19 protein-coding genes and 3 pseudogenes are annotated in these 25,512 nt (G+C 61.0%); 5 read left to right on the top strand and 17 right to left on the bottom strand.

Features of this window, described 5'->3' with window-relative positions; all coding sequences use genetic code 11:
- Window positions 1–7 precede the first annotated feature (7 nt).
- From C5O27_RS16260 to C5O27_RS16240, 5 genes are all read right to left on the bottom strand, one after another.
- Window positions 8–913, bottom strand: coding sequence for an alpha/beta fold hydrolase (locus tag C5O27_RS16260; RefSeq protein WP_010844919.1), 906 nt, complete (start codon window positions 911–913; stop codon window positions 8–10).
- Window positions 903–1,973: a ferredoxin--NADP reductase gene (locus tag C5O27_RS16255; RefSeq protein ID WP_005195189.1), complete on the bottom strand. Its 1,071-nt coding sequence runs from the start codon at window positions 1,971–1,973 to the stop codon at window positions 903–905. Before C5O27_RS16255 ends, C5O27_RS16260 begins: the two co-directional genes overlap by 11 nt.
- A complete protein-coding gene (locus tag C5O27_RS16250) occupies window positions 1,970–2,839 on the bottom strand; it encodes an SDR family NAD(P)-dependent oxidoreductase (protein ID WP_006369629.1) in 870 nt (289 codons plus the stop codon). The genes C5O27_RS16255 and C5O27_RS16250 overlap by 4 nt, the downstream gene beginning before the upstream one ends.
- A gap of 47 nt (window positions 2,840–2,886) precedes the next feature.
- The gene (locus C5O27_RS16245; RefSeq protein WP_035718354.1) at window positions 2,887–4,407 is read right to left on the bottom strand and encodes a flavin-containing monooxygenase; all 1,521 of its coding nucleotides are present in this window, start codon (window positions 4,405–4,407) and stop codon (window positions 2,887–2,889) included.
- A 161-nt stretch (window positions 4,408–4,568) separates the two neighbouring features.
- Window positions 4,569–5,537: an AurF N-oxygenase family protein gene (locus C5O27_RS16240; RefSeq protein WP_005195186.1), complete on the bottom strand. Its 969-nt coding sequence runs from the start codon at window positions 5,535–5,537 to the stop codon at window positions 4,569–4,571.
- Window positions 5,538–5,670: 133 nt separating this feature from the next.
- Here C5O27_RS16240 and C5O27_RS16235 point away from each other — a divergent pair, with 133 nt between their 5' ends.
- Window positions 5,671–6,009 carry a DUF4873 domain-containing protein gene (locus C5O27_RS16235; protein WP_006902477.1) on the top strand — a complete coding sequence of 113 codons (339 nt, stop codon included), beginning with the start codon at window positions 5,671–5,673 and terminating at the stop codon, window positions 6,007–6,009.
- 82 nt (window positions 6,010–6,091) lie between these two features.
- A complete protein-coding gene (locus C5O27_RS16230) occupies window positions 6,092–9,184 on the top strand; it encodes an MMPL/RND family transporter (RefSeq protein WP_006902476.1) in 3,093 nt (1,030 codons plus the stop codon).
- Between the two features lie 198 nt (window positions 9,185–9,382).
- On the opposite strand, the gene istB (C5O27_RS16225) is transcribed toward C5O27_RS16230, so the two are convergent.
- The 3 genes and pseudogenes from istB (C5O27_RS16225) to C5O27_RS16215 all read right to left on the bottom strand — a co-directional run bounded on the left by istB (C5O27_RS16225) (window position 9,383) and on the right by C5O27_RS16215 (window position 12,803).
- On the bottom strand, window positions 9,383–10,228 hold the full coding sequence (gene istB, locus C5O27_RS16225) for an IS21-like element helper ATPase IstB (RefSeq protein ID WP_127963859.1): 846 nt from the start codon (window positions 10,226–10,228) through the stop codon (window positions 9,383–9,385).
- Window positions 10,225–11,363, bottom strand: a protein-coding gene (locus C5O27_RS16220; protein WP_127962095.1) for an IS3 family transposase whose coding sequence is annotated in 2 segments (ribosomal slippage) — window positions 10,225–11,093 and window positions 11,093–11,363 — 1,140 coding nt in all. Because the reading frame shifts where the segments join, the coding sequence is not laid out codon by codon here. Before C5O27_RS16220 ends, istB (C5O27_RS16225) begins: the two co-directional genes overlap by 4 nt.
- Window positions 11,364–11,464: 101 nt before the next feature.
- Window positions 11,465–12,803: pseudogene (locus tag C5O27_RS16215) on the bottom strand (Mu transposase domain-containing protein).
- Window positions 12,804–12,854: 51 nt separating this feature from the next.
- Between C5O27_RS16215 and istA the strand changes: the two are divergent.
- The 3 genes and pseudogenes from istA (at window position 12,855) to C5O27_RS16200 (ending at window position 16,360) form a co-directional block, all read left to right on the top strand.
- On the top strand, window positions 12,855–14,366 hold the full coding sequence (gene istA, locus C5O27_RS16210) for an IS21 family transposase (protein WP_127961568.1): 1,512 nt from the start codon (window positions 12,855–12,857) through the stop codon (window positions 14,364–14,366).
- A 36-nt stretch (window positions 14,367–14,402) separates the two neighbouring features.
- Window positions 14,403–15,137, top strand: a pseudogene (istB, locus tag C5O27_RS16205) (IS21-like element helper ATPase IstB); the annotation flags it as partial.
- Window positions 15,138–15,221: 84 nt separating this feature from the next.
- Window positions 15,222–16,360 (top strand): IS3 family transposase gene (locus C5O27_RS16200; RefSeq protein ID WP_127962095.1). Its coding sequence is split into 2 segments (ribosomal slippage): window positions 15,222–15,492 and window positions 15,492–16,360, totalling 1,140 coding nucleotides; the frame shifts between segments, so codons are not numbered across the junction.
- 84 nt (window positions 16,361–16,444) lie between these two features.
- Here the strand turns inward: C5O27_RS16200 and C5O27_RS16195 are convergent.
- The 9 genes and pseudogenes from C5O27_RS16195 to C5O27_RS16155 form a co-directional block, all read right to left on the bottom strand.
- Window positions 16,445–16,606: pseudogene (locus tag C5O27_RS16195) on the bottom strand (helix-turn-helix domain-containing protein); the annotation flags it as partial.
- Window positions 16,607–17,014: 408 nt separating this feature from the next.
- The gene (locus C5O27_RS16190; RefSeq protein ID WP_006902459.1) at window positions 17,015–18,658 is read right to left on the bottom strand and encodes a long-chain fatty acid--CoA ligase; all 1,644 of its coding nucleotides are present in this window, start codon (window positions 18,656–18,658) and stop codon (window positions 17,015–17,017) included.
- 29 nt (window positions 18,659–18,687) lie between these two features.
- Entirely contained in the window at window positions 18,688–19,377 is a 690-nt protein-coding gene (locus C5O27_RS16185; RefSeq protein WP_006902458.1) for a hypothetical protein, read from the bottom strand.
- Between the two features lie 44 nt (window positions 19,378–19,421).
- The gene (locus C5O27_RS16180; protein ID WP_006902457.1) at window positions 19,422–20,378 is read right to left on the bottom strand and encodes an MlaD family protein; all 957 of its coding nucleotides are present in this window, start codon (window positions 20,376–20,378) and stop codon (window positions 19,422–19,424) included.
- Complete coding sequence (locus C5O27_RS16175) at window positions 20,375–21,418, bottom strand: MlaD family protein (RefSeq protein WP_006902456.1); 1,044 nt, start codon at window positions 21,416–21,418, stop codon at window positions 20,375–20,377. Before C5O27_RS16175 ends, C5O27_RS16180 begins: the two co-directional genes overlap by 4 nt.
- Entirely contained in the window at window positions 21,415–22,476 is a 1,062-nt protein-coding gene (locus tag C5O27_RS16170; RefSeq protein WP_127963144.1) for an MlaD family protein, read from the bottom strand. The genes C5O27_RS16175 and C5O27_RS16170 overlap by 4 nt, the downstream gene beginning before the upstream one ends.
- Window positions 22,470–23,465 (bottom strand): MlaD family protein, encoded by a 996-nt coding sequence (locus C5O27_RS16165; RefSeq protein WP_127963143.1) that lies wholly within the window; start codon window positions 23,463–23,465, stop codon window positions 22,470–22,472. The genes C5O27_RS16170 and C5O27_RS16165 overlap by 7 nt, the downstream gene beginning before the upstream one ends.
- On the bottom strand, window positions 23,462–24,475 hold the full coding sequence (locus tag C5O27_RS16160) for an MlaD family protein (RefSeq protein ID WP_127963142.1): 1,014 nt from the start codon (window positions 24,473–24,475) through the stop codon (window positions 23,462–23,464). The genes C5O27_RS16165 and C5O27_RS16160 overlap by 4 nt, the downstream gene beginning before the upstream one ends.
- The gene (locus tag C5O27_RS16155) at window positions 24,472–25,509 is read right to left on the bottom strand and encodes an MlaD family protein (protein ID WP_127963141.1); all 1,038 of its coding nucleotides are present in this window, start codon (window positions 25,507–25,509) and stop codon (window positions 24,472–24,474) included. Before C5O27_RS16155 ends, C5O27_RS16160 begins: the two co-directional genes overlap by 4 nt.
- Between the last annotated feature and the right edge of the window lie 3 nt (window positions 25,510–25,512).

Genomic DNA, 25,512 nt, shown 5'->3' with positions numbered 1-25,512 from the left:
ACGAGCTTCAGGCGGATCTGTCTAACCTGGCCACAGCTGAATTGAAGTCTTCAACGGCCTCTAGGTTGGACATGTGACCGACCTTGTCGAGAAGAGTGAATTCAAATAGAACGCCCTGCCGACCCAGTCGCGCTGCGAGATCCACCGAATGGGCCGCCGGGGTCAGTCTGTCGGCATCGCCCACGATGACCGCCGCCGGCACTGTCAGCGAGTCAACACCCCTGCTGACGTCGATTGTCGCCAAAACCGCACCCCACATCCCCCGCACCTGTGGTGGGCATCGCAACACGATGTCGGCGCACTCATCGATTACCTCGACAGTCGCGCCCGGGCCCAGGGTTCCGTAACGAATCAGGCGGCGAGACAAACGCGTGTCCTGCATCTCGGGTCCCGCGACCGCAAGACTAGCCGCGAAGGCCCGTTCAAGTCTCGGTCGTAGCTGGCGGGGAACTTTGAGTAACGTTGACCGATCCACCAACTGTGATGGCCCGGTGCTTGCCAGTACTACTCCGCGGGCCAGCTCCGACACCGAGGCTGGGTACTCAGCTGCCCAGCTCATGATGGACATACCTCCCATGCTGTGTCCGACCACGACAGCCTTGTCGGTGGGAGTGGCTACCGCCCGAACTACGGCCTCCAAGTCATCGGCCAGAAGTCTCGCCGAGAACGGTACCCGGCCCCGGTCGCTCCACCCGTGTCCGCGTTGGTCGTAGACCACTACCCTATGCGTCGCCGCGAACTGTTCGATCTGTGGCCGCCAGAAACGCCCCTGACAGGCCCAGCCGTGACTAAAGACTAGAAGTGGAGCATCCCGGCCCGGGCCGAATTCCTGGGCGAACAACCTGGTTCCGTCGGAGGAGAGGACCTCGAGGTGCCGCGATCCTCGCGACTCGCTCGCTATCTCAGAGGTCATCGAAGCTCACCGTGACTGCATCCGTCAGCGGAAGTGCCTGACACGCAAGCCGTTCACCGTCGGCAATGTCATCTTCAACGAGGATGTGGTTTTGTGCCATTTCTACATCACCCTCAACCAGCTTGCATACGCACGCGCTGCAGGCCCCTTCTCGGCAGGAGTACGGGGCATTGTGACCTTGGGCCAATAGCACGTCGAGCAACGGAGTGTTGCGCGGCCACTCAGTCGTGATGGACTGCCCATTCAGATAGACCGTGGCGGTCGCCACACCATCGTCGTCACTGAGCTGACGCATCGTGGCTGTCTCGAATGGATCTCCGGTCAGTGACTGAAAGACTTCTCGATGTACCGAGGCGTGCTCGACACCGCAGGCCTCCGCCGACTTCTGAACCAGATCCATGAACGGCGCCGGACCACAGGTGTAGATCTGTGCACCGCGGTGCTCACGTATGGCGGATTCGACATCCTCAGGTGCCGGAATCCCCATAGCCGACTCCAACCAGTGGAAGACCGTGAAACGCTCGGGGAACTCGGAGGCGATCTGCGCCAGTTGGCCCTCGTACATGATCGACTCGGCATCGCGATTCGCGTAGAACAGTGTGACTTCGCCCCCGCCGCACACAAGCGCCGACTTAATCAGCGACAAGACCGGAGTGATCCCACTTCCTCCTGCAAAGAATAGAAAATCGACGTCGAGATTCTTAGCCGTGAAGTGCCCCGACGGCGGGAGGACGGTCAACTCCATTCCCGTCATCGCGTTGTCGCACAGCCAGTTCGATGCGTAACCGTTCTCCGTCCGCTTGATCCCGATCTCGAGACGGAAGTCCTCGACGTGAGGCGAGCTGCTCAACGAGTAGCATCGTGCGACATGACCGGTCCGATCAGATGGGATCTTCACGGTGATGAATTGCCCTGGGACATGCTTGAACTCCTCGACCATGGCATCGGGGATCTCGAACGAAATGGTGACGGAGTCTTTCGTTTCCTGGGTCACTTCTGAGACGCGCAAGGTGCGTGAGCGGGCTGCGGCAGCCGGACGTGCATCGGGTTCGACGGTCACTTGAGGATCCCCTGTCTACGTGCGACCGCGTAACCCGCCCGTGTCAGTGGCGCCGCGATGTCCTGGTAGCGGGGACCGATCACCCGTGCCACGAAGTCGAAACCGCGGGCGTCCGCACCGATCAACACTCGTGCCTTCTTCTTGTCCATACCTTTGAGGATTGTCGCCGCTGCTTTATCCGGGGTGCTTCGTGCGATCCTGTCGAACAGCGAGGCGACAGTCGCGGTGTCTGCCCCCATGGCGGAAACGCCTCGGGCATTGTTGACGATGTTGGTTTTTACACCCCCCGGGTGCACACATGTCACTGTGACCGGGTATCGACTGATTTTCATCTCCTGTCGGAGCGCCTCGGTGAAGCCTCTGACGCCGAATTTCGCGGCATTGTATGCGCTCTGGCTGGGGATTCCGATCAAGCCGAAGACGCTCGACGTGTTAATGAGATGTCCGTCCCCGGACGCGATCAGGTGAGGCAGAAACGCCTTCGACCCGTTAACGACTCCGCCAAAGTTGATGCCCATGAGCCAGTCGAAGTCTTCCCAGGTCATGTCGACCACGTCGACGCCCAAGGCCACGCCGGCGTTGTTGAACACCATGTCGACGTGGCCCGACTCTGACCGCACTCCGTCGGCATAGTCCTGAAACGCACTGCGGTCCGCAACGTCTAGTACGGCGGCGGTTACCGTCGCCGCATACGTGGTGCGGCAAAGTTCTGCAGTCTCCTTCAAGTGCATCTCATCAATGTCGGACAGTGCCAGTGCGGCACCTCGCTCCGCCAACTGGAGTGCCAGAGACCGACCGATCCCTGACGCGGCACCGGTGATCACTGCCACCTTGCCTGTGTAATCATGCCGGTCAGAATTGCTCACTGTCGTCTCACCATTTCTACGAATCGTGTCTCTCCGTGCGTTCGGGCTCAGGCGATGTCGTACTCGGCGGGGTCGAAATCTTTTGTGGCGCGCCAGTACTGCCATGTGAAGCCCGGCCACACGGTCCGGTTGACGCCCTGCGAGTCGAGATACCAACTCGTGCAGCCGCCGTTGGTCCACACTCCCTTGGCCAGCTTCCGCTGGATGTCGGTGTTGAACTGTTCTTGCACGGACGGGCGTACGTCAACCTTCTCAGCGCCTCGGCTTTCTACTGTGTCGATGGCCTTCATGATGTATTTGATCTGTTGCTCGATCATGAACACCACTGAGTTGTGGCCGAGGCCCGTGTTGGGTCCGAGGAGGAAAAACAGGTTGGGAAAACCCTCGGTCGTGATGCCCAGGTGCGTGTTAATCCCCGTCTGATGCCAGTGGGACGGGAGATCCTCGCCAGTGGCACCTTTCAGGGCGAGCTGATCGAAACCATCAGTCACGTGAAAACCGGTCGCATAAATAATTACGTCGATGAGGTGCTCGACGCCGTCTGAGGTGATGATGGAATCAGCGGTGACCCTCTCAATCCGATCGCTGATGACGGTGGTGTTGGGCGCCGCAAGTGCAGGGTAATAGTCGTTTGACCCCAGAATTCGCTTACAGCCGATGCGATATGACGGGGTCAGTTTCTTGCGTAGTGCCGGATCAGAGATGGAGCGTTCAATGTTCCACCGAGCGACCCGTTCGATTGGCCGCATAAGGTTGGAGTGACCGTTGAGGCCGAAGGCTAGGCTCTCCGCACCCCAGTACACCGACCACCTGGCGATACGACGTGCAATCGGGAGTCTGCTCAGAAGAGTCCGCAGGGCCGGCGGAACGGTGAAATTCTTGCGGGGTAGGACCCAGGCAGGGGTTCGCTGGAAGACCTTGAGGGACATGGCCTCCTTCTGTACGAACGGCACAAACTGGATAGCGCTGGCACCAGTGCCGATCACGGCGACACGCTTGCCCTCCAGATCCACCGAATGATCCCACTGTGCGGAGTGAAACGCTTCGCCTTTAAAGTCCTCAATCCCCGAAATTTCGGGAAAATTGGGGATATGCAGCGCACCGACTCCTGAAACTACGAACTGAGCAATGTACTCACGTCCGGACTCAGTACGCAGGTGCCACCGCGACTCTGACTCGCTCCAGTATCCGGAAACCAACTTCTGACCGAAATGAATCTTTTGTGTCACGCCGCGCTTGTCCGCGACGTCTTGTAGATACCGCTCAATTTCTGGTTGTGACGACCACACCTTCGACCAGCTACCTCGACTTTCGAATGAGTACGAGTACATCAGCGACGGGACGTCACATGCACAGCCCGGATAGGTATTGTCGCGCCAGGTTCCACCGACGGAGCTTGCCTTCTCCAGGATTAGAAAGTCGCTGTACCCGCGACGTCTTAGCTGTGCGGCCATCCCGAGACCAGAGAACCCGCTTCCGATGATCAGAATCTTGGTCGAAATCGGGTCGTCGGTTGAGTCGGTTTTGGCGGCGGCGCGCGAGGCGCGCCGGGTAGTTGAAGATGCCATGTTTATGCTTTCTCCCTCGTGGGTTCGTTGGCACAACACATCACCTGCGCACAGTGGCAGCGGGTGATCTGTTGAGGCGGAAGTGATCGCGAAGCCATCGAGAATGCTCCGCACAGGTCTAACTGATGTCGACCGTGACGGCTCGGCCGCGTGAACGGAGATCAGCGGAGATCGTCGGGAAGGCTCCGCGTCGCGCGCCACATGGCCATTGTGAACTTGCCTTCCAGCATTCCCGCCTCATGGAAGAACCGAATCATGGGCTCCGACATGAACTGCAGGTTGGTCCGATAGTTTGGGCTGGTTTGTTGTGCCCATACGCCACGCCAGCGGCTAATTCCCACTGCGGGGTACACTTTCGGATTAATGAGCAGCGGGTACGCCAGGTTCGCGATGACGGCAAGCACCCCTCGGTGCCAAGCGCGCGTCGCCTTACGTCGACGCTGCATGCCTTCGATCATCTCCAGTCGCGCAAAGGTAATGTGACGGGCTTCCTCGAGGACATGGATCTTCATGAGCTGGCGAAGCTGAGGCTGCATACTGGGGTCGTTCATCGCCTCGCGCTGGGCGCGGTCCAGGATTTCCTCGATCAGCAGCGTGGCTCCGGACACCGACGGTCCGAGCGGGACGAAATGCAGGATCTTTGCGAAGCTCAAGAAGCCCTTAGGGAGCTTGTAAGGGGGCACGCCTGTTTTGTTAATGAGGCGCGCGAACATAGTGGAATGGCGGGACTCATCGCCGATTTCTGTTAGCGCGTATAGGGACTTCTGATCGGTTAGGGCCCCCTTTGCCGACATGCGCAGGAGCGCCGAACTCAAGAGGTTCTCTGCGTAGATGCCGAAACTGAGGATGCTCACGATCTCGTGGCGTCCCAGCTCGCGACGCTGCTCCTCGGTCATCTTGTTCCATAGTTTGGTGCCGTATAGCGACACCCGGTGCTCTGGCAGAAAGTACTTGCCTTCCTCCCAGGGCGACTCCCAGTCGATGTCGATCTCCGCGTCGTAGAACTTCTCCGCGGAAGACCGCAACAGACGACCTGCAGATCGTTCCATGTCGACGGGCTTGCGCCCGTTCACCCGGGCCATGCCCTCCTGTGAAAAGTCGGGCTTGATATGGGCATCCTGCACGGTCATGTCTTCTCCTCGGTCGTTCAAGGCTGGGAGTCGGGGCCTGGCGCCCAGTACCCATTACTCGCAGTATCTGGTACTGCTAGTATCCACGAACCGCGTTATTTGTCAACGCTCAATGCGAAGAAGGTAGGGCTGCATGTCTGACGACCATGACCTCGACTACTCCGGCGAAGGAACCCTGGTGTGCCGCGGGACGGAGATCCATGTCGAAGCGAAGATCAAAGGCTATTTCCAGCCGCTGAACGGCCTCTACACCTGGTATGGCCGGATTCAGAAGAATGATGAGCTCGACGAGCTCCTGAAGGGCGCCCGCGCGATCGCTGTATTTACGACCCCCGAGGGCCGAGCGGAGTGTGTCGTCGGGGATCCCGACTTCTGGGGCCGATACCGCATCTCAGGTAAGAGCACCCCCCCATACCACCTGCCCACCACTCTCGAGGAGGTCGAAGACATGGCCGAGCACCACCGCAAGTGACAACCATCCACCGCCGCACGGACGTTCGCATAACGGGTGCGCACGATTGGGTCGCCCACTTCAGGTCGAGAGGAAATTTCACATGGTGAGTTCGTCTCCCATTCGAACCCGCCCGTCGAGAGGGGGCGAGAAACTCGGCGAATACAGTCCGACCCTTGAGCGGGTTGCATGGTTTACCCTCCGCCGCAAAGGGATTGTGACGCTGGTCTGGCTCGGCGCCGCCATCGGCTTAGGCCTTCTCTTTCCTCAACTGGAGTCAGTGATACGGGAACAATCTGTGGATCCGATCCCGGCCGGAGTCCCGTCTTTTCAGACCTTGGACCGTATGGGCGCCGCTTTCGACGAGCGCGGCGCCAAGACCACAGTATTCGTAGTGATGGAGAACAGTGCAGGCCTGTCCGACAACACCCGCGATCGATACCACGTGCTTGTCGACACCCTGCGGGCGGACGACAAGCACGTCATCGCCGTCCGAGACCTGCTGAGCGATCCCCTCACTGCGAGTCAGGCTCTCAGCAAAGACAAGCAAGCCTGGTATCTGCCCGTGGGAGTGACCGGCACACTCGGGGGACCCGATACCGCGGAGGCGGTCGCAGCGGTACGCGACACCGCGGAGAGAATCTTTCGCGACACTGAGACGAGAGTCCGTGTGACAGGCCCACCCGCGACATTTAGCGACCAACTCGCCGTGGGCGAGTCGGATCTGGTCCTGATCACTGTCGCCACCGTGCTGCTGATCGCCGTGATCCTCCTCGTCGTCTACCGTTCGGTGTTCACCGCGCTGATGCCGCTGCTTGTCGTGGGCATGAGTTTGGCCGTAGGTCGCGGAGTTCTATCTGGACTAGGCGAGCTGGGCATGCCGGTATCCCAGTTCACCTCGATGTTCATGACCGTCATCATCTTCGGTGCCGGAGTTGACTATTCGGTGTTCCTCATAAGCCGCTATCATGAGGGTATTCGAGCAGGCAACTCTCCTGATGCCGCTATTGCCCACGCGAATGCAACTATCGGCCGCGTGGTTCTCGCATCGGCGGGCACTGTGGCCCTAGCCTTCCTGGCTATGGCCTTCGCCAATCTCAGTGTGTTCAACACATTAGGTCCGGCCTGCGCAATCGCCATAGCATTCGCATTCTTGGCAACGGTTACATTGTTGCCCCCCGTGCTCTCCTTCGCCGCCAAGAGAGGTGCCGGCCTTCCCCGCCGTGACCTGACGCGGGATTACTGGAGAAGAGTCGGAGTCATGGTTATCCGGCGGCCGGTACCTCTGCTGGCGATCAGTGTGGTCGCGTTGATCGGCCTCGCCCTGGTAGCCGCAACAATTCAGATCACCTACGACGATCGCGAGGGGCAGCCAACTGACACAGGGAGCAACGAAGGCTACGCGCTGCTCAACCGCCACTTCCCGAAAGACATCATTATCTCGGAATTCTTGGTGGTGGAGTCCGAGAACGACATGCGCACGGCTCAAGGCCTTGCCGACCTCGACCAGTTGGCATCCCGCGTCGCGCAGATTCCCGGCGTGACCAGGGTCATTGGCGTGACGCGCCCGACCGGTGAGAAGCTACAGCAGGCGCAATTGTCTTGGCAGAACGATCAGATCGGTACCAAGATCACCGAGGAGACCGGAGATGTACAGGCCCGCAAGGGTGATCTGGCCGTCCTTAAGACCGGATCAGAGCAGCTAGCCGGAGGCCTGGCACAGCTAGAAGAGCAGATCTCCTCCAATCTCGCTCCGCTGTCGGGGTTGCTCGACGAGGTGTCGTCCTTTGGCCCACAACTCGACGAGTATCGGCCGTTGGTGAACCAGCTCGCGAGCGCTGCTCCAACGCTTCAGCAGTTCTCCCAGCAAGCGCCTGAGCTGTCTCAACTCGCCCGTCGGGCCCAGTCTGCGGCAGATGCGATCGCGCCGGCATTGTCCGCATTGGACGCTCCGTGGTGTCAGCAGATCGCGGAGTGCTCGGCACTGCGCGCGCAGACGGCCGACATCCGGGCACTCGCGGATGATCAGTCGCTCGCGAGGGTGGCTGACTTTACCGCGCAGCTCGGCCGCGTGAGTGCGCCAGGCTCTACCGACATGGCACAGCTTCAGCGTTCTTTTCAAACGCTGGATTCTGCACTACAGACGATCGGTGGGCAGAACCTCGGGAACAGGGTGTCGCAACTCGAGTCCGGCGTCGGCGTTCTCGCCGACGGCGCACGTCAGTTGTCGAATGGAGTCGGGGCTTTGGTGGACAGCAACCTTCAGTTACTCGGTGGACTGGCACAGGTCGCCGCACAGCTTCGGGCTCCTGCCCGCGAGGTCGGCGATTCTGATTCGGCAACCGGCTTCTATCTCCCCGCGGATGCGTTCAAGGACCAGCAGTTCAGTCAGGTCGCTCGACAGTTCATCTCGCCCGACGGGAAAACCGTGCGCTATGCGATACAGACCGCCTACGACCCATACTCTGCCGAGGCAATGAAGCTCGCGAACGAGCTGTCCAGCGTCGCCGAGAACGCAATGCCGAACACCACGCTGGAGGGCGGACGCGCTTCGGTCGCGGGCTTTCCTGCGATCAACGCCGACGTCCAGCGGCTGTTGTCGCACGATTTCAAACTGCTTGGCATTGCCACCCTTCTCATCGTGGGTCTGATTCTGATGCTGCTGCTGCGGGCCGTCGTTGCGCCGGTGTACCTTCTTGCAACCGTCGTCTTGAACTACATGGCGGCGCTCGGTATCGGTGTGCTTGTACTCCAACATATGTTCGGTGCCGGGATTGCCTGGCCAGCTCCACTGGTGTCATTCATTGTTTTGGTGGCGGTGGGCGCTGACTACAACATGTTGCTGGTCTCACGACTGAGAGAGGAGACGAGGGCGAGCGTGCGGGTTGGCGTAATGCGTACAGTCGCCTACACCGGGTCAGTGATCACCTCGGCCGGGTTGATCTTCGCTGCCAGCATGTTCGGACTGATGGTCGGTTCCATCGATGTGATGGTGCAGATCGGGTTCATCATCGGTGTCGGTCTGCTTCTCGACACGTTCCTGGTGCGGACCTTAGTAGTCCCGGCATTGGCCGTGTTGCTGGGCAATGCGAGCTGGTGGCCGGGTCACATCGACCGTTCCCCGCACGCCCCGGGACCATCACAGAAGACGACGCGCGGGCGGACCCCTGGGGATCTGACTTGCGTCGGTCCCTGAACATCCCGACCATCCCGACCACTATCTGTTGGGGCAACCGGTCCCGGTGTTGCCCCAACAGATTAGGAGCGAGGTAGTACATGTCGCGGCACACTCGCCGGCGATAGACGAGTTGTGTTGGTACTCAATGCTAGTGTGACAAGGCTCATCGATCTTCCCCAGGTGTGCTCATTGAAATTCCCCACCCGGAGGCGGCTTCTACTCTAGCGTTCGCCGGGTCGGTGTGGTCGCGGTGCGCTGGTTCTGGGAGCGGGCGTGGTGGTCGCGTAGGCGGTAGGAGTCTCCGTCGAGTTTGAGCACGACCGAGCGGTGCAGCAGCCGGTCGAGCATAGCCGCGGCGACGGTGGTATCGCCGAGGACTTCACCCCATTCAGCTACGGATCTGTTGGTGGTGATCACGATGCTTGTTTTCAAATAGTGTTGCGCCACAACCTGAAACAGTGCCGACGCAGCCTCGGCGGGTAGTGGAAGGTATCCGAGTTCATCGATCACCAGCAGGGTGGGCCCGGCGAAGAACCGCATGCAGGTGGCCCACCGGCCCTCGATGGCCGCTTTGTGGCAGCGGGCAGCCAGATCGGCGGCGGTGGTCACGTAGGTGCGGTAGCCGACGTGTACCGCGGCGCGCGCGAGTCCGACTGCGAGGTGGGTTTTGCCGGTGCCGGGCGGTCCGATGAGCAGCACGTTGGTCGCTGATTCCAGGTAGGCGCAGGTGCCCAGTTCCCGGATGAGGTGGCGGTCCACGCCGGGTGCGGCGTCGTAGTCGAAGCCGTCGAGGGTGGCCGGGGTCGGTAGGCACGCGAACCGCAACCGGCCGGCCAGGCGGCGGGCTTCGGTCGCGCAGACCTCGATCTCTAGGAGATGTTCGAGCATCTGGGTCATCGACCACTCTTCGTCGCCAGCGGTCTGCAGTACCGAGGGCAACGCTTCGGCGGCCGCGTCGAGTTTGAGTACGGCGAGGTGGCCCCGCAACTTCTGATAGGTCGAGACCGCCGCCTGACTCTGCGGCTCGGGTGAGGGGGACCCATTCGATGGTCCAGTCGCTATGCGGCTTGGGGTTGGTGGGTCGTGGTCCACTGTAGGGCGAACTCGGCGGGGGTGAGTCCGTGGTGGGCCGAATGGGGTCGGTTGGCGTTGTAGTCGATCCTCCAGTCTTCGATGATGACCCGGGCTTCGCGCAGGGAGTCAAAGCGCCAGGAGTTGAGCAGCTCGTCGCGCAGGCGGCCGTTGAACGATTCGATCCAGGCGTTCTGCCACGGGGAGCCGGGGTCGATGAATAGTGATCCGGTGCCGTTGAATCGGCACCAGTCGTTGACGGCGTGAGCGACGAATTCCGGTCCGTTGTCGAACCGCACGTAGCACGGTGGACCATGTATCAGGGCCAGGCGGTCGAGAACGTCAACCACGCCATCGGCGTTGATGACGCGGTCGACGTGGATCGCCAGGGCTTCGCGGGTGAACTCGTCGATCACGTTGAGCATTTTGATGGTTCGGCCGTCGGCGGTGGTGTCGAATTGGAAGTCCATCGCCCAGATCACGTTCGGCCGGATTGGGCACATCGCCCCAACCGCGGTCCCGATTCCGGTGAGCCGTTTCTTCCTGCGGCGCTGGGGAACTCGCAGCCCCTCCTCGCGCCACAGGCGGCGGATGCGTTTGTTGTTGACCGTGAAGCCCGCTTTGCGCGCGGCGATCGCGGCGCGTCGCCAGCCCCAGCGGGGCCGGTCGGTGGAAAACCCACGTAGCCAGGACCGCAGCTCGGCTTCCTCCGCGGTGATCGGCGCTGGGTGCAGTCGCATCGTGGAGCGGTGGATGCCCACCACAGCACATGCTCGCCGCTCAGATACCCCGAACCGCTCACGCAGCATCGTCACGGCGCTGCGCTTGCGGTTCGGGGTCAGAAGTTTCCCGACGAAACCTCCTTGAGCATGTCGATATCGAGGGCCTGGTTGGCGACCAACTTCTTGAGCCGAGCGTTCTCAGCTTCGAGTTCTTTGAGGCGTTTGACGTCATTGGCCTTCATGCCCCCGTACTGGGCCACCCAGCGATGCCAGGTCGACTCTGTGACCTCCAGATGCCGGCACACCTCAGCCAACTCCTGCCCGGTCCCGAGGAGCTTGTTGCCCTCGGCCAGCTTGCGGATGATCTGATCCGGCGTATGCCGCCGGCGCTTGCTACCTGCCATGTCGTCGTCGATTCTTCCTGCCCAAACACTCGGGCAACAGAGTCGCACAACAACTGGACCACTACGAAGGGCCCACCTCACGGGCATGGTGGTGTGGGTGGTCATGGCAGTTGGGTCCTGTTCTGTGCGGCGCGTTCGTAGACGCTCATATCGATGACCGATGGTCCGGCATCAACCGATGGGTTTGCTGTCGTTGTTGTGTTGTGGCGCAGTCGTTCTGCGGCCTCGCGAGCGTGTTGCCCGGGTGGGATGCGTTCCTTGCGGCGGTGCGGCCTGCCGCCGGTGACCGCAGCAGCCATGGCTGCTTGGTCGAGGGCGACAACATGGCCGTGGTCGCGTATCTGGGCGCCGGTTCCGGGTGCGGCGAGGCGGTGGCGGGCGATCACGATCCCCGAGGTGGTGGCGATGTCGATATGGCCCGCGCCGAGGCGTTCGGTCACCGTCACCTCAGCCATCGCCAACTCCGGGGGCACCGAGTACTGGTTTCCACGCCAGGCGACGAGCGCTTGACGAGACGCCGTCCTGGCTTCGCTCACCAACGCCGGAAACGGCGTGGCCGGTGCTGGAGACAGTGGTTCGCGTTGGGCGATGGTGGCGACGTTGTAGCGGCCATCACGGGTGCGGCGCATTCGCACATCCGAGCGGGTACGACAGAACTTGTCCAGACTCGCTTGGGCCTGTTCGACAGTGATGTCATCGCCCACGGTGCGCCACCACCGTTGAGCAGCAACACGATTGGCTGATTCGACGACACCTTTGCGGTTACCTCGTCGTGGTGGGCAGATCGCCACCGCAACACCGTAATGCTTGGCCACTGCGGCGAACTCCGAGGTCAGCGCGCCGCTGGCCGGATGGCAGACCGTGGCCATCCGGTCGAACCGCCACACCTTCGTCACCCCACCGAGTCGGCGGGTGATGCGATCGAGGCCGGCGACCACGTGTGGGCGGGTCATATTCGGTGCCAGATAGCCGCGCTAGCGCCCGGAGTGCGCCAACGATCCGACGAACAAGTACGCCGTCGATCCCCACCCCCAGCAGGTCGGCGGATTGGGTAGTTCCAGCCAATCCCATTGTGTCTCTTCACCCGGCGGGTGCTCGATTACCGCGTTCGGTCGGTGGATGGCGGAGGCGCACTGCTCACACGTCGGGCGCAGACCACGAGCCCGGATCTGACGAGTCAAGGGTTTGATACGACTGGCTGTAACCGAGCTCCTCGAGTTCATCGCACAGCGTGCGCGCCCACAAATGCGGATCCTCGGCCAGGCGTGCGGTCACGTACACGACGAACGGTTCGAACGGATCCTCATCCGGCTTCTTACGCTGCCCCTGTCCATGGCCATGAGAAAGTCCCCACTGGTGGCCAGGTCGAGGTCCCCGCTGGTGGCCAGATAAAAGTCCCCACCCTGTGTTCGTCGTGTCGACCCGGAACTGAGGGCCCAGGCGATGACGGTGAAGGTGCCAACCGATCACTGTCACCGCCTGGGAGTTCCATTGAAGTCTGCGAAGGACCGTATGGACATCATTTCTGCTTACCGAGAACTCGGAAGCTATCGCGCCGCCGCCGAGGTGTGCGGCACCACCCACAAGACCGTCAAGCGTGTGGTCGACCGGTTCGAGGCCGACGATCAACCACCAGATCGCATGGTACGGGCCCGCAACTACGACACCGTTGCCGAGCTGGTCGCTGAGCGAGTCGAGCGGTCGCGCGGCCGGATCACCGCGAAACGTCTGCTATCAGTAGCGCGAGCGGCGGGTTATGCAGGCTCGGCCCGCAACTTCCGTCGTCTCGTCGCTCAGGAGAAAACACAGTGGCGCCGTGACCATCATCGTGGGCGTCGCCCGGCAGTGTGGGCTCCGGGTGACTACCTGGTCATCGATTGGGCCGTGATCGGCGGGCTACACATGTTCTGCGCGGTGTTGGCGTTCTCACGCTGGCGGTTCGTTCGGTTCGCCACCAACGAAACATCCACCACCACACTCGGATTCATCGCCGAGGCGTTGGAAGAGATCGGTGGAGTACCCAACAAGGTACTCGCTGATCGGATGGGCTGCCTCAAAGGTGGGGTCGTCGCCAACGTCGTCGTACCGACCCCCACGTATGTGCGGTTTGCCACCCACTACGGGTTCGCCCCGGACTTCTGTCACGGCGCCGATCCGGAATCGAAAGGGATCGTGGAAAACCTGTGCGGGTACGCGCAGTCGGATCTGGCGCAACCGTTGTGGACCGAAGCCAAGATCGCCGCAGGTCGTGACGACGTGCAGCTGGATGTGCACGCAGCGAACCGGGCCGCGCGGGACTGGTGTGTCGAGGTCAACACCCGCCGCCACAGCGACACACTGTGCGTGCCTGCTGAGCAACTCGATGTGGAACGAGAAGTGCTGTCGAAGTTGCCATCTCTGCGGGCCCAAGTCGGTCCACCGCCGGTCACCCGTAAGGTCGATCGCCTCTCGTGTATCCGGTACGCCTCGGCCCGCTACTCGGTACCCAACCGGCTCATCGGCACCACCGTGACCCTCATCCAGGACGGTGAGCGGCTCCTGATCGCCGAACCCGCCTCCGGTGAGATGGTTGCCGAACATCTGCTGGCCGCACCCGGAGAGGTCGTCCTCAACGACGACCACTACGGGGGGCCACGCACACCGCCCAGTCGTGCACCACGACCCAAAACTGCGGTGGAGAAACAGTTCTGCGCTCTCGGTGAGGTTGCTGAGCAGTTCCTGGTCGGTGCCGCGGCGATCGGCAACACCCGCCTGGGCGGTGAACTCGATGACATCCTCGGCCTGGTCACCTCCCACGGCCATCAACAGGTGCTCACCGCTCTGACCAGGGCGGTGGCGTTCCGACGGTTCAAGGCCGCCGATGTGCGTTCGATCCTCGATGCCGGAGCCGGCACCCCCAACCCGCGACCGGCCGGCACAGCACTGCTCGGGCATCTGCCTACCGCGCCCACCCGCTCGCTGGATGCCTACAAGCTCGGCGCCGGCGACAAGGAGGTGTCATGACCAACCACAACATCGACATCAGTTGCACCCCAAACAGTGCCGCCACTACCGGCCGACCTCGACCACGCGCTACGCCGATTGAAACTGGCCTCGATCCGCCGCACCGCACCCGAGGTGCTGCTCACCGCGAAAACTCAGCGGTGGACACCCGAAGAAGTACTGCGGACCCTGGTCGAAGCCGAGATCGCCGCTCGTGATGCCTCCAACATCCGCAACCGACTCAAAGCTGCCGGGTTCCCGCTCACCAAAACCCTGGAATCGTTCGACGTGGCCGCATCGTCCATCCCGGCCAACACCTTCGAATACCTGTCCTCGCTGGAATGGGTTCGGGCCCAACACAACCTGGCCTTGATCGGCCCAGCCGGGACTGGCAAGAGTCACACCCTGATCGGGCTGGGGATCGCCGCAGTGCACGCCGGACACAAAGTGCGGTACTTCACCGCCGCCGACCTCGTGGAGACCCTGTATCGCGGGCTGGCCGACAACACCGTCGGCAAAACCATCGACACCCTGCTGCGCCAAGATCTGCTCATCCTCGACGAGATCGGATTCGCCCCGCTCGACGACACCGGCACCCAACTGCTATTCAGGCTCGTCGCCGGCGCCTACGAACGCCGCTCTCTCGCGATCGCCAGTCACTGGCCCTTCGAACAATGGGGACGCTTCCTGCCCGAACACACCACCGCCGCCAGCATCCTCGACCGACTCCTACACCACGCCACCATCGTCATCACCGACGGCGACTCCTACCGCATGACACACCGAACGGAGGTACTGAGGTGGGCCCTTCGTAGTGGTCCAGTTGTTGTGCGACTCTGTTGCCCGAGTGTTTGGGCAGGAAGAATCGACGACGACATGGCAGGTAGCAAGCGCCGGCGGCATACGCCGGATCAGATCATCCGCAAGCTGGCCGAGGGCAACAAGCTCCTCGGGACCGGGCAGGAGTTGGCTGAGGTGTGCCGGCATCTGGAGGTCACAGAGTCGACCTGGCATCGCTGGGTGGCCCAGTACGGGGGCATGAAGGCCAATGACGTCAAACGCCTCAAAGAACTCGAAGCTGAGAACGCTCGGCTCAAGAAGTTGGTCGCCAACCAGGCCCTCGATATCGACATGCTCAAGGAGGTTTCGTCGGGAAACTTCTGACCCCGAACCGCAAGCGCAGCGCCGTGACGATGCTGCGTGAGCGGTTCGGGGTATCTGAGCGGCGAGCATGTGCTGTGGTGGGCATCCACCGCTCCACGATGCGACTGCACCCAGCGCCGATCACCGCGGAGGAAGCCGAGCTGCGGTCCTGGCTACGTGGGTTTTCCACCGACCGGCCCCGCTGGGGCTGGCGACGCGCCGCGATCGCCGCGCGCAAAGCGGGCTTCACGGTCAACAACAAACGCATCCGCCGCCTGTGGCGCGAGGAGGGGCTGCGAGTTCCCCAGCGCCGCAGGAAGAAACGGCTCACCGGAATCGGGACCGCGGTTGGGGCGATGTGCCCAATCCGGCCGAACGTGATCTGGGCGATGGACTTCCAATTCGACACCACCGCCGACGGCCGAACCATCAAAATGCTCAACGTGATCGACGAGTTCACCCGCGAAGCCCTGGCGATCCACGTCGACCGCGTCATCAACGCCGATGGCGTGGTTGACGTTCTCGACCGCCTGGCCCTGATACATGGTCCACCGTGCTACGTGCGGTTCGACAACGGACCGGAATTCGTCGCTCACGCCGTCAACGACTGGTGCCGATTCAACGGCACCGGATCACTATTCATCGACCCCGGCTCCCCGTGGCAGAACGCCTGGATCGAATCGTTCAACGGCCGCCTGCGCGACGAGCTGCTCAACTCCTGGCGCTTTGACTCCCTGCGCGAAGCCCGGGTCATCATCGAAGACTGGAGGATCGACTACAACGCCAACCGACCCCATTCGGCCCACCACGGACTCACCCCCGCCGAGTTCGCCCTACAGTGGACCACGACCCACCAACCCCAAGCCGCATAGCGACTGGACCATCGAATGGGTCCCCCTCAGTACCACCCACCTAAAACATCCCGCACAGGGTGGGGACTTTTACCTGGCCACCAGCGGGGACATCAAACTGGCCGTTGACAGCCCCGGTGAGCGCGCCCCGGTCAGATACGCCCGGATCGTCTTGCGGTCATGTCCGGTATGGCGGGCGATCGCCGAGATCGACCACCCCCGTTTGCGTAGTGCGTGTACTTCCACATCGTCCTCCCATGTCAACATGAGAAAGCGGGCCTCCCTGGAGCTGATGCGTGGTCAGAGACCATCAGCATCTCGGGAGGCCCGCCCTCGCTGGCGGAGCCACACGGGTGGGGAATTTAAGTGAGCATCACTGGGGAATTTCGATGAGCGCCGTCAAGTGCTGTTGCGCATCCTGGATTCGGCGGCCCTGCGGGCGGCGACCATGCAGTTGTGTGGGGACAACGCGACGACTTGCCCAGCTTAACGCTGGTGCGAGCGACGGTGCTGTGCCATCAAGGAGGTGTCCATCGGCAGACGCATCGCTCCAAAAGAGCTTGTCAAAAGAATGAGTGCCCACCGAACGCTAACGGCGTCGGTGGGCACATCTGCGCCCTATCTCGGCGGTGTCCTATCTCAGCCAGTGTGACGTGAAGCCAAGCCTGTGCGTCGCTAGTTCTTCGATACAACGAGCAGCTCGCCCTGCTCATGTTGTGCGCGTAACATCTTCTTGTCGAACTTGCCCACGCTCGTACGCGGCACCTGCTCCACGAACGTCCAGTTCTTCGGGATCCACCAGTGCGGGATTTCTTCCGGGCAAGTTTCTAAGCACCACTTGTGGAGCGTGTCAGCCGACACCTTGCGACCCGGAGCCGGAACCACCACGGCGAGAGCTGTTTCCTGCCATCTGGGGTCGGGCATCGCGACAACCGCGGCCTCAGCGACATCTGGGTGCGACATGATCCAGTTCTCGAGCTCCACAGACGAGATCCATTCGCCCCCTGACTTGATGACGTCCTTGGATCGATCAGTCAGCGTCAGGTACCCGTCCGGGCTGATGTGTCCCACGTCTCCGGTCCGCAACCAGCCATCCCGAAACCTCTCGGCGTCCTCGAGCCGGTAGTAGCTGCCTGTGACCCACGGACCCCGCACTTCGAGTTCACCGACGGACTTGTCGTCACGGGGAACAGGCAGACCGTCCTCGTCGATGAGGCGCATCTCCACCCCGCAAATTGCCCGTCCCTGTCGCTTGCGGTAAGACAATTCCTTTGTGGGGCTGATCCCGGCGGGAGGCCGACCTACCGCTGCAAGCGGGGACGTCTCAGTCATACCCCACGCCTGGATAATCTGTACGCCGAAGCGGTCCGCAAACCCTTCGATCAACGACTGCGGCACGGGAGCTCCACCACAGGCGACAAGGTCGATTGATGACAAGTCGACACCCGGATTCGCGATACCGTACTGAAGAAGATCGTTCCAGATTGTCGGTACTGCTCCTGCCTTCGTGGGGCGATGTTGTTGGATCATGTCAGCGAGCGGCGCTGCTTGAAGGTATCGATCAGGCATCAGCAAGTCCGCGCCGGCCATCAGCGACGCGTAGGGCAGACCCCAGGCGCTGGCATGAAACATCGGCACGACGGGAAGTACACGATCGGCTTCTGCGATCGCCAGAGCGTTACCGGTACACGCTGCCATGGAGTGCAGAAACACCGAGCGATGACTGTAGACGACCCCCTTGGGATCGCCTGTAGTGCCGCTCGTATAACACATACCCGCAGCCGACCGCTCGTCGGGATCGACCCAAGAGAACACTGGGGATTCCGCTGCGAGCGCGTCATGATATCGCATCACGGTCACGCCGTGCCCGTCGAGCGGGGAGGTGTCGCCGTCGCCGGTAACGAACACAACCCGAACCGTCGCCAAGCCCGGTAGGACCGCCGCCAACAACGGCACCAGCGACCCGTCCACGATAATGACCTTGTCTTCGGCGTGGTTCGCGATGAACTGCAGCTGAGCCGGTGACAACCGGATGTTCAGCGTATGCAGCACCGCGCCCATCGCGGGTACCGCAGCGTACGCTTCGAGGTGCTCCTGGTTGTTCCACAGCATCGTTGCCACGCGGTCGTCGCCGACCACGCCGACCCGACGCAGAGCATTCGCCAGACGTGCGCATCGCTCTTCAAGATCGCCGTAGGTCGCATACCGGGCAGAGCCGTTCACGGAATAGGTAATCACCTGCCTAACAGTGTGATTGGTTGCGACGTGGCGCAGTATCGATGACACTGTCATCGGCACCTCCTGCATGGTGCTTTTCATCTAACTCTCCTTTCGCGGCGGACGCTGGATCATTCGGCAGGTCCGTAATCCTGGATCTGCCAGCCGTTATCGGTCTTCAGCACGACGACTTTCAACAGTGTGGGGAGTTCGCTCGGCTGAGGGTTCTGAACATTCTGGGTCTTCTGGGTGGCGAAGACCAGCACCGTGTATTCCCCCCGGTTCTCGCTGGCGCTGCCGGTGACGCTGGTCGCCAGTACGCGTCCCGACGCTTGGACCTTGGCCTGTTTCATGATTTGGGTCAGGGTGGGTTCGACATCGTCGTATCGCTTGACCAACGCATCGCTGGCATTCTCTTTCACTTCGGTAAAGAATGCGCCGGTGTTTTGGTAGCTGTACGTGAGCGACTTTGTGGTGTAGTCCGATGCTGCCTGCGCTGCCTGCGCTCGTTGTGTGGCGGCGTCCTCCAGGGACGTCTTTGCTTGCCGCATGTCAATGTAGAGGTAAGCAAAGAGTCCGGCCAGCACCGCGAGTACTACCACGAGAGCACCGACGGCCACCACCTGGAGGCGTGCTGATCCCCAGCGCTGCTCGGCCTCGGACGTCGGGGGGCTTGCCTCGTCCGAGGCGGAAACGTCCTGTGACGTCGCAGGTTCTGTGGCACTAGTGGCGTCGCCGCGGTCTGCCTTATCGGAAGCCGTAGTCAGCTCATTTTCAGTGCCGCTGTCCTCGGATTCTGATCCGTTGTCGTGTGCGGTCATTTGCTGCCTTCTGTAAATGCTGGAGTAGGGGGAGACATCGGGCGTCAGCGGGGTGATGGCGTGACGGCGATCGGGATTTGCGCCTGTCCCCGATGGGACGCGGGGAATGTTCGCGCCAGGAGATCACCGATCGATCCGAAGTCGACGTATGTGTCTGCGACTTTCGCCGTCGCCGGTTTGACCGCGCGGGTGATGGCGACAATGTCGGGCTGAAGTATCTGGATGTAACCGCTGAGCTTTTCCACTAGCTTCAGGATTGGTGGCCATTTGTCGTAGGACGTAGAGGTGAAAACGATGAACGCACGTTGGATTCTCGCCAAACCGTCGACGGCATCCGGGGTCCGGACCGACGCGGTACTGAGCACACCGCCCACGTTCGACATGAGGCCCAGGAGGAACTCGGCATTGTCCGCGGTGGTACGGACCGCACCGTCGTCACCGACGAAGTCCACGAGGCGGTGCATCATGTCTCCGATCGTGTCGAGGTCCTTTTGCCGGCCGTCGACTGCCGCGGAGATCGTTTCGTTGATGGTCTGAATCGATGCTGGATCGAGCGCGTCGGCCACTGCCGACATTTTCGCGAGCACCTGGGGAACGGATTGCGACACGTGGATGGCGCTGGCGGGCACTAGGTCCCCACTACGCAAGTACTCACTGGTGGTGGTATCCGGTGGGATGAAGTTGATGTATTGCTCTCCCGCGACCGAGAGGTTCTGGATCGTCATGACACTGCCGCGAGGGATCTTGTAGCCGGAGTCGATGGACATGTCGACGGCGAGCTGATTATCTGTGACGCGAATAGATGTCACCTTGCCCGCCGGCACCCCCTCTAGCATCACCGGCGATGTGTCGAGCAGGCCGCCCGAGCTCTTGAGTATGGCCGAGATCGTGTAGTCGGAGCGGAACGGGTTTATTCGTGCCACGTCGATGGTCAGGTATGTTGCTCCGACGAGGAAGACGACGACAAGGGCAACCAGGGATACGACGGTGCTGCGGATCATGGCATCATTCCGATCGCTCGCAATACGTTAATGAACGACCCGGCATCACGTCGGGCTAGATCTTGGCCGTCGATAGACACGTCGGAAACGTTGATATCTGGCGAGCTGACGAATGGGATGAGCTTCTCGCGTATTACACGCGTCGCCTTGTCGGAAACATCCTTGGAGTAGATGTCCGAGTACGCGATGGACGCGATTACCGGCGCGATCGCTCCTACCGTTTCCTTGATGCGGGAATACTCAGGGTCGACGATACGGCCGGCAGATACTGCGAAGTCGCGCAGGTTGGCGATAAGTAGCGCGACGTCAATTAGCGAATAGCCCAGACCATAGAAGTTCACTCCCCCCTTGGTCAACATTCGGTCAGTACCTGACGGGTCGGCCAGGATCACTTTCAGTGTGCGATCGGCCGACTGCAGGACTACGTCGAGTTTGTCGGTGTTGGCGGACACCTCAGACACGGTGCGCAACGTCGTGCGGTAAAGCGTATCGAATTGGGCGGGGTCACTCGGAAAGGTCGAGTTCAGTGTCGATATCGCGGTATGGATTTTATCGAGTTCACCCCCGCCCAGTACATTAGCCATCCCCCGCATCACGTCCTCGACGTTGGCAGCCGGTTCGGTGCGTGAGAGAGGTATTACCGATCCCGCGTGCAGCAAGGCTTGGGTGGACTGCTGTGCGGGGGGAAGGATGGCCACATAAATCTCGCCCAGGAGAGTGTCTTGGCGGAGTTCCGCGCGCGAATCTTCCGGCAGTTGGGCGTCTTTATCAATTCGGGCGGCAACCAGCGCGTGGCCTCCGTCGTACGTGACGCTGGTGACGGCACCGACGTCAATCCCTCGAGAGAGGACTTTGGCACGGGCAGGCAAGTTCAGAGCACTCGTGAACTCGATCTCGATGTCGTAGCCGTCTCGGGCGGATGATCCGCCGATGGTCGGCGGGTTGTCGGCGTTGATGCTGCAGGCGGCGAGGGCGATGGTCGCTGCGAACAGCGTCACGATCGCGGCCGTGACACGACGAAGGTAGCCGTAGGTCATCATTTAGATTGCCCTCCGATCAAGTTAGCGATCATCGCCACTTCGTTACCCGTCCTGCAGACGCCGTTGACGGCGGGAGAGGTACACGCCGTTTTTAAGGTCTGCAGTGGGACAGACACGGCGAATGCCCGCAGGATCGACTTCGCATCCGGATGCTTGACGATGAGGTCAGCCGTTCGAGCGGCGACGGTCGCCAGGATGTTCTCTTGCTTGCCTACTTGCGCGAGGAGAGGGACCGCAGCATCACCAATTGCGAAGATCGGTGGACCGAAGTCGGACGCCAATCGCGACAGGATGGGGACGAAGGTACCTGCGTACTCTGTTGCGGCGCCGAATGTTTGGCCGAAAGCAACAATCACCTCGATTGCGCCGACGAAGTTGTCGAACAGCTGGGTCACCTCAGCACTGTTCTCGGTGGCAACACCGGTTAAGGTCGCGAGGTTGGCTACAATTCTGCGTATCTGACCATCACGCCGGGTCGGATCGTTGATCAGCGTGGCCGAGTCCTTGAGAATGCCAGAGATATCGCCCTGGGTTCCCTCCATGTTCTTGGAGACGAGCGTGAGCGCTTGGAGAATCGCATCGGTGTTACGCCCGCCGTCCTTGACGAGTTCATCAGAGAGAGTGCTGATCGCGTCGAGCGTTTGACTAATCCCCAGTGGAGTCCTGGTTTTGTTCAGTGGTATGCACTTAGCCGACTCGTAATGCTCTCCGCCGCGATAGGGATGGGTGAACTCGATTTGTCTTTCGGTGACAATCGAGGTGGACACAAGGGTGGCCCCCACATCCGCGGGAAGCGGCACGGTCTTGTCGATCCGCATGTCGACACGCACGCCCCTCTGGCCCTCCTCGTGAATGCCTACGACCCTGCCCACCTTCTTGCCGAGCATCGCGACGGAGTTGCCTTCGTACAGACCTGATGCGTCGGAAAACTCCGCACATAGTGGCCGCGTGTCGTCGTCGGCTGTCGCATAGTTGATTCCTACGGCCGCGATCACTACTGCCAGTGTGACGATGGTGGCGATCGGGATCAGATGCTGACGCATCCGCTCTGTCAGCATTTTTGATCACCACTCGGGATGCAGATGCGGACAGTCGGTTCAGGACTCGCTGGACCGACCTCTGGAGCGTCGAGAAGAATGCTCAGTCGTCTGGTGATCTGATCGACCTGGGTCAGCGCGTTTGCGTAGGCGGGCATCTGGGCCGACACCTTGTTTAGAAGGTTCTTGAACTGTTGTACCGATGGTTCTATTCCGTCGCGGTACGCGACAAGCGGTCGGGTCAGTAGCTTGAAAAGACGGCGCAGATAATCGAATCCGCTCTGGACGTTGGCGATGTCTGGTCCAAGGGTGCGGGCGAGGAAGCTGAGCTGGCGGAGGAAGTCCACGAGTACCTGCTTGCGGTTTGCGAGGGCGGCGACGTACTCATCGGACAACGTCATCGTCTTGTCGAGTTGTGCGTACTGACGTTGCAGTAGGTCCATCAGGCTGCTCGCGTTTTGCAGGGCATCAGGGATATTGGTGTTTCCGTCGGAGAAAGCATTCTGTAGCAGCGCCGCTGTGCGCCGTAGATCAACACCACGCACGTCACGGAACACCGGTGTGGTTGTCTCAAGCGTGCTGGAAATGTCGTAGGTGCTGCTTGTCTGCTCCAGTGGGATTGCACCGTCGAGGGCCGGCGGGCCTGAACCTGGGTCGAGGTCCAATACACGTCCACCGATAGGGGTGATGAGACGGACGTTCGCCGTCGCGTCCGACCGAACGGCAATCGAGTCATCCAGCCGGAATCGCACGGTGATGAACGTTCCGGTCAGGTCGACTGACGCGACCTTGCCTTTCCTGATCCCTGCGATACGTACCTGGTCGCCGGCTTCCAATCCGCCGGTATTGACTAACTTGGCACTGTAGATAGTTTGTCCGGGCGGTGAAATGTACACAGCACCCGCCACGACGAGGCCGGCCACCGTGACCATCGTAACGACTCCCGCCAGGATGAGGTCGCGCCGACGCTGCGGGCGGTGATGCGGACGGTTATCGAAGAAGCGGGTCACTGGCACACCACCAGTCGTTGACCCATCAGGGCGATCTGCGCTGTTCTCGGTAGGTCGAGCACTCCTCGGGCGCACCCTGCCGCCGAGGACGAAGGTGTCGCTTTGGATGTAGCTTCCAGGGCGTCCAGGAGTGGCTTCAGGAGAACGGCACCGTTCAGTAAGCTTTCTGTATCCCCTGGCTCCCGCACCAATCTCTGATAAATGGCCGCGAAGCTGGTGTCGTAGGTCGACTCGATCTGCTCACCGGAGAGCACAGTCTTCGCCATCGAACGGTTGACCTCCCGCAGCGAGGCCCTCAGGCGATCGCTCACGCGGCTGAACGCATCGACGATTGACCCCAATTTGTCTATCAGCTCGACCAGTTCGGCGGAGCGCCCCATCAACTGATCAGACACCTGTCCCAGGCTCGTCACAATGTTGGTGATGATCTCTGAACGCTGGTTCCCGTAATTGGTGATGTTCGCGACTTGCTTCATGACTGGTGCGATACCTCGACCGTCCCCCTGGGCGACCCGTAGCAGGTTCGACTGAAGCTCATTGATCTCGGCTGTATTCAATGTATCGAATACTGGTTTGAAACTGTTGAATAGTGTCGATACGTCGAAGGACGGGACGGTCTTGTCAAGTGCCACCTGTGTGATCGAGTCCTGGTCGGCGCCTTGTCCGGCATTGATGAGCTCCACATACCGTTGTCCCAGCAGGTTTTGGTAACGGACGGCGGCAGTCGTCGCGGGGGTAATCGAGACGCCGTCGTCAAGTTGGAAATGGACGATCGCTGTTGATCCCTTCAGGTCGACAGCCGTTACATATCCCACCTTCACTCCAGCGAGTCGTACCCCGTCGCGGGGCTTGAGTCCGGAAGCGTCGGCAAAAACCGCGGAACGCTGCGAACTCGAGGATCCTTCGTTGGTCGGCTGCAGAATGGCGATGATGACATATGTAAGGACGCCGATGACAGCGGTAAACGCGGTGATCTTAATGATTGTGGGTGTCAGAGACCTCAGAGTCATCCCGTGGGCCCCCCCATTCTCAATGCGTTTTGTAGAGCAGGTGAGGTCTGAACCACCAGTGCTAGCTGGAGCTGGACTCGGTCGCCGAATTTCGGCAAGGCTTTATCGATGCCGTCGAGGATCTGCGGGATCGTGTACACCGTGCGAACGAGCCCCGAGGCGGATCTGGCGACGGGCCGCGCTAGGTCAAGGCCGACGTCTAACAGCGCACTCAGGGCCGGGTAATTCTTGTCGAGCAGTCCGCCGAGTGCACCGAACAGAACCTTTCCCGTGTCGCCGAGATTGCTTTTCGTGCGATCGATGTTTTGTTGAGTGGCGAAAAAGTCAGCGATATCGACGTTCTTCAAGACGCCAGGGACGAACGGCGTCATGAAGTCGGCCACTCCGGTGGACAGATTGGCTGCAATTTCTAGGTCCTCCCCGACCGGCCGTTTCTGGACATCCCGCGTGAGCTTCGCGATCTGGAATACGAGTTTTCCGCTATCAGCAATTGCCTGCGAGTCCTCGACGATGAACCTCAACACCGCTTCAAACGAGGGCTGGTCCAGTGCCTCGACCAGCGTGGAGATCTTGCGAACAAGTGTTGACACCGAGGTCTGTTCAGATTGCAACCTGCTTACGTAGACACTCTCGCCGGAACCGATGGGCGGTCCGTGTCCAGGATCTACGATTTCCAGTGCCGTCGGTCCCAGTGCGTTTGCCGAAGTGTAATTCACCGTCATGCCCTGCCGGAGATCTAGGTCGTTGCCGGAACCGGTGAAGTTGATTTTGACCGTCGCGCCACGGTCTCGAACCGAGATGCTCGAGACCTCGCCCACGGTGAACCCAAGGTACTTCACCTCCGATCCCCCCTTCAATCCGTCGCCTATCGCGTCGGTGTTGATGGTCAACGACGTGTGATCGCTGAAGTCACCGTTAGCGTCACTTATCAGTAAGTAGGCAGCTATCGCGCCGAGGATTAAGAGGGCGACCCCCCGAAGGACCAGGTTCCCGTGCGATGGTTCGCGCCCGGACGGATCATGAAAGACAGCCACTGA

This window comes from Gordonia alkanivorans (genome assembly GCF_004011905.1).
Taxonomy (GTDB): domain Bacteria; phylum Actinomycetota; class Actinomycetes; order Mycobacteriales; family Mycobacteriaceae; genus Gordonia; species Gordonia alkanivorans.
This window is presented reverse-complemented; position numbering and strand designations above follow the sequence as displayed.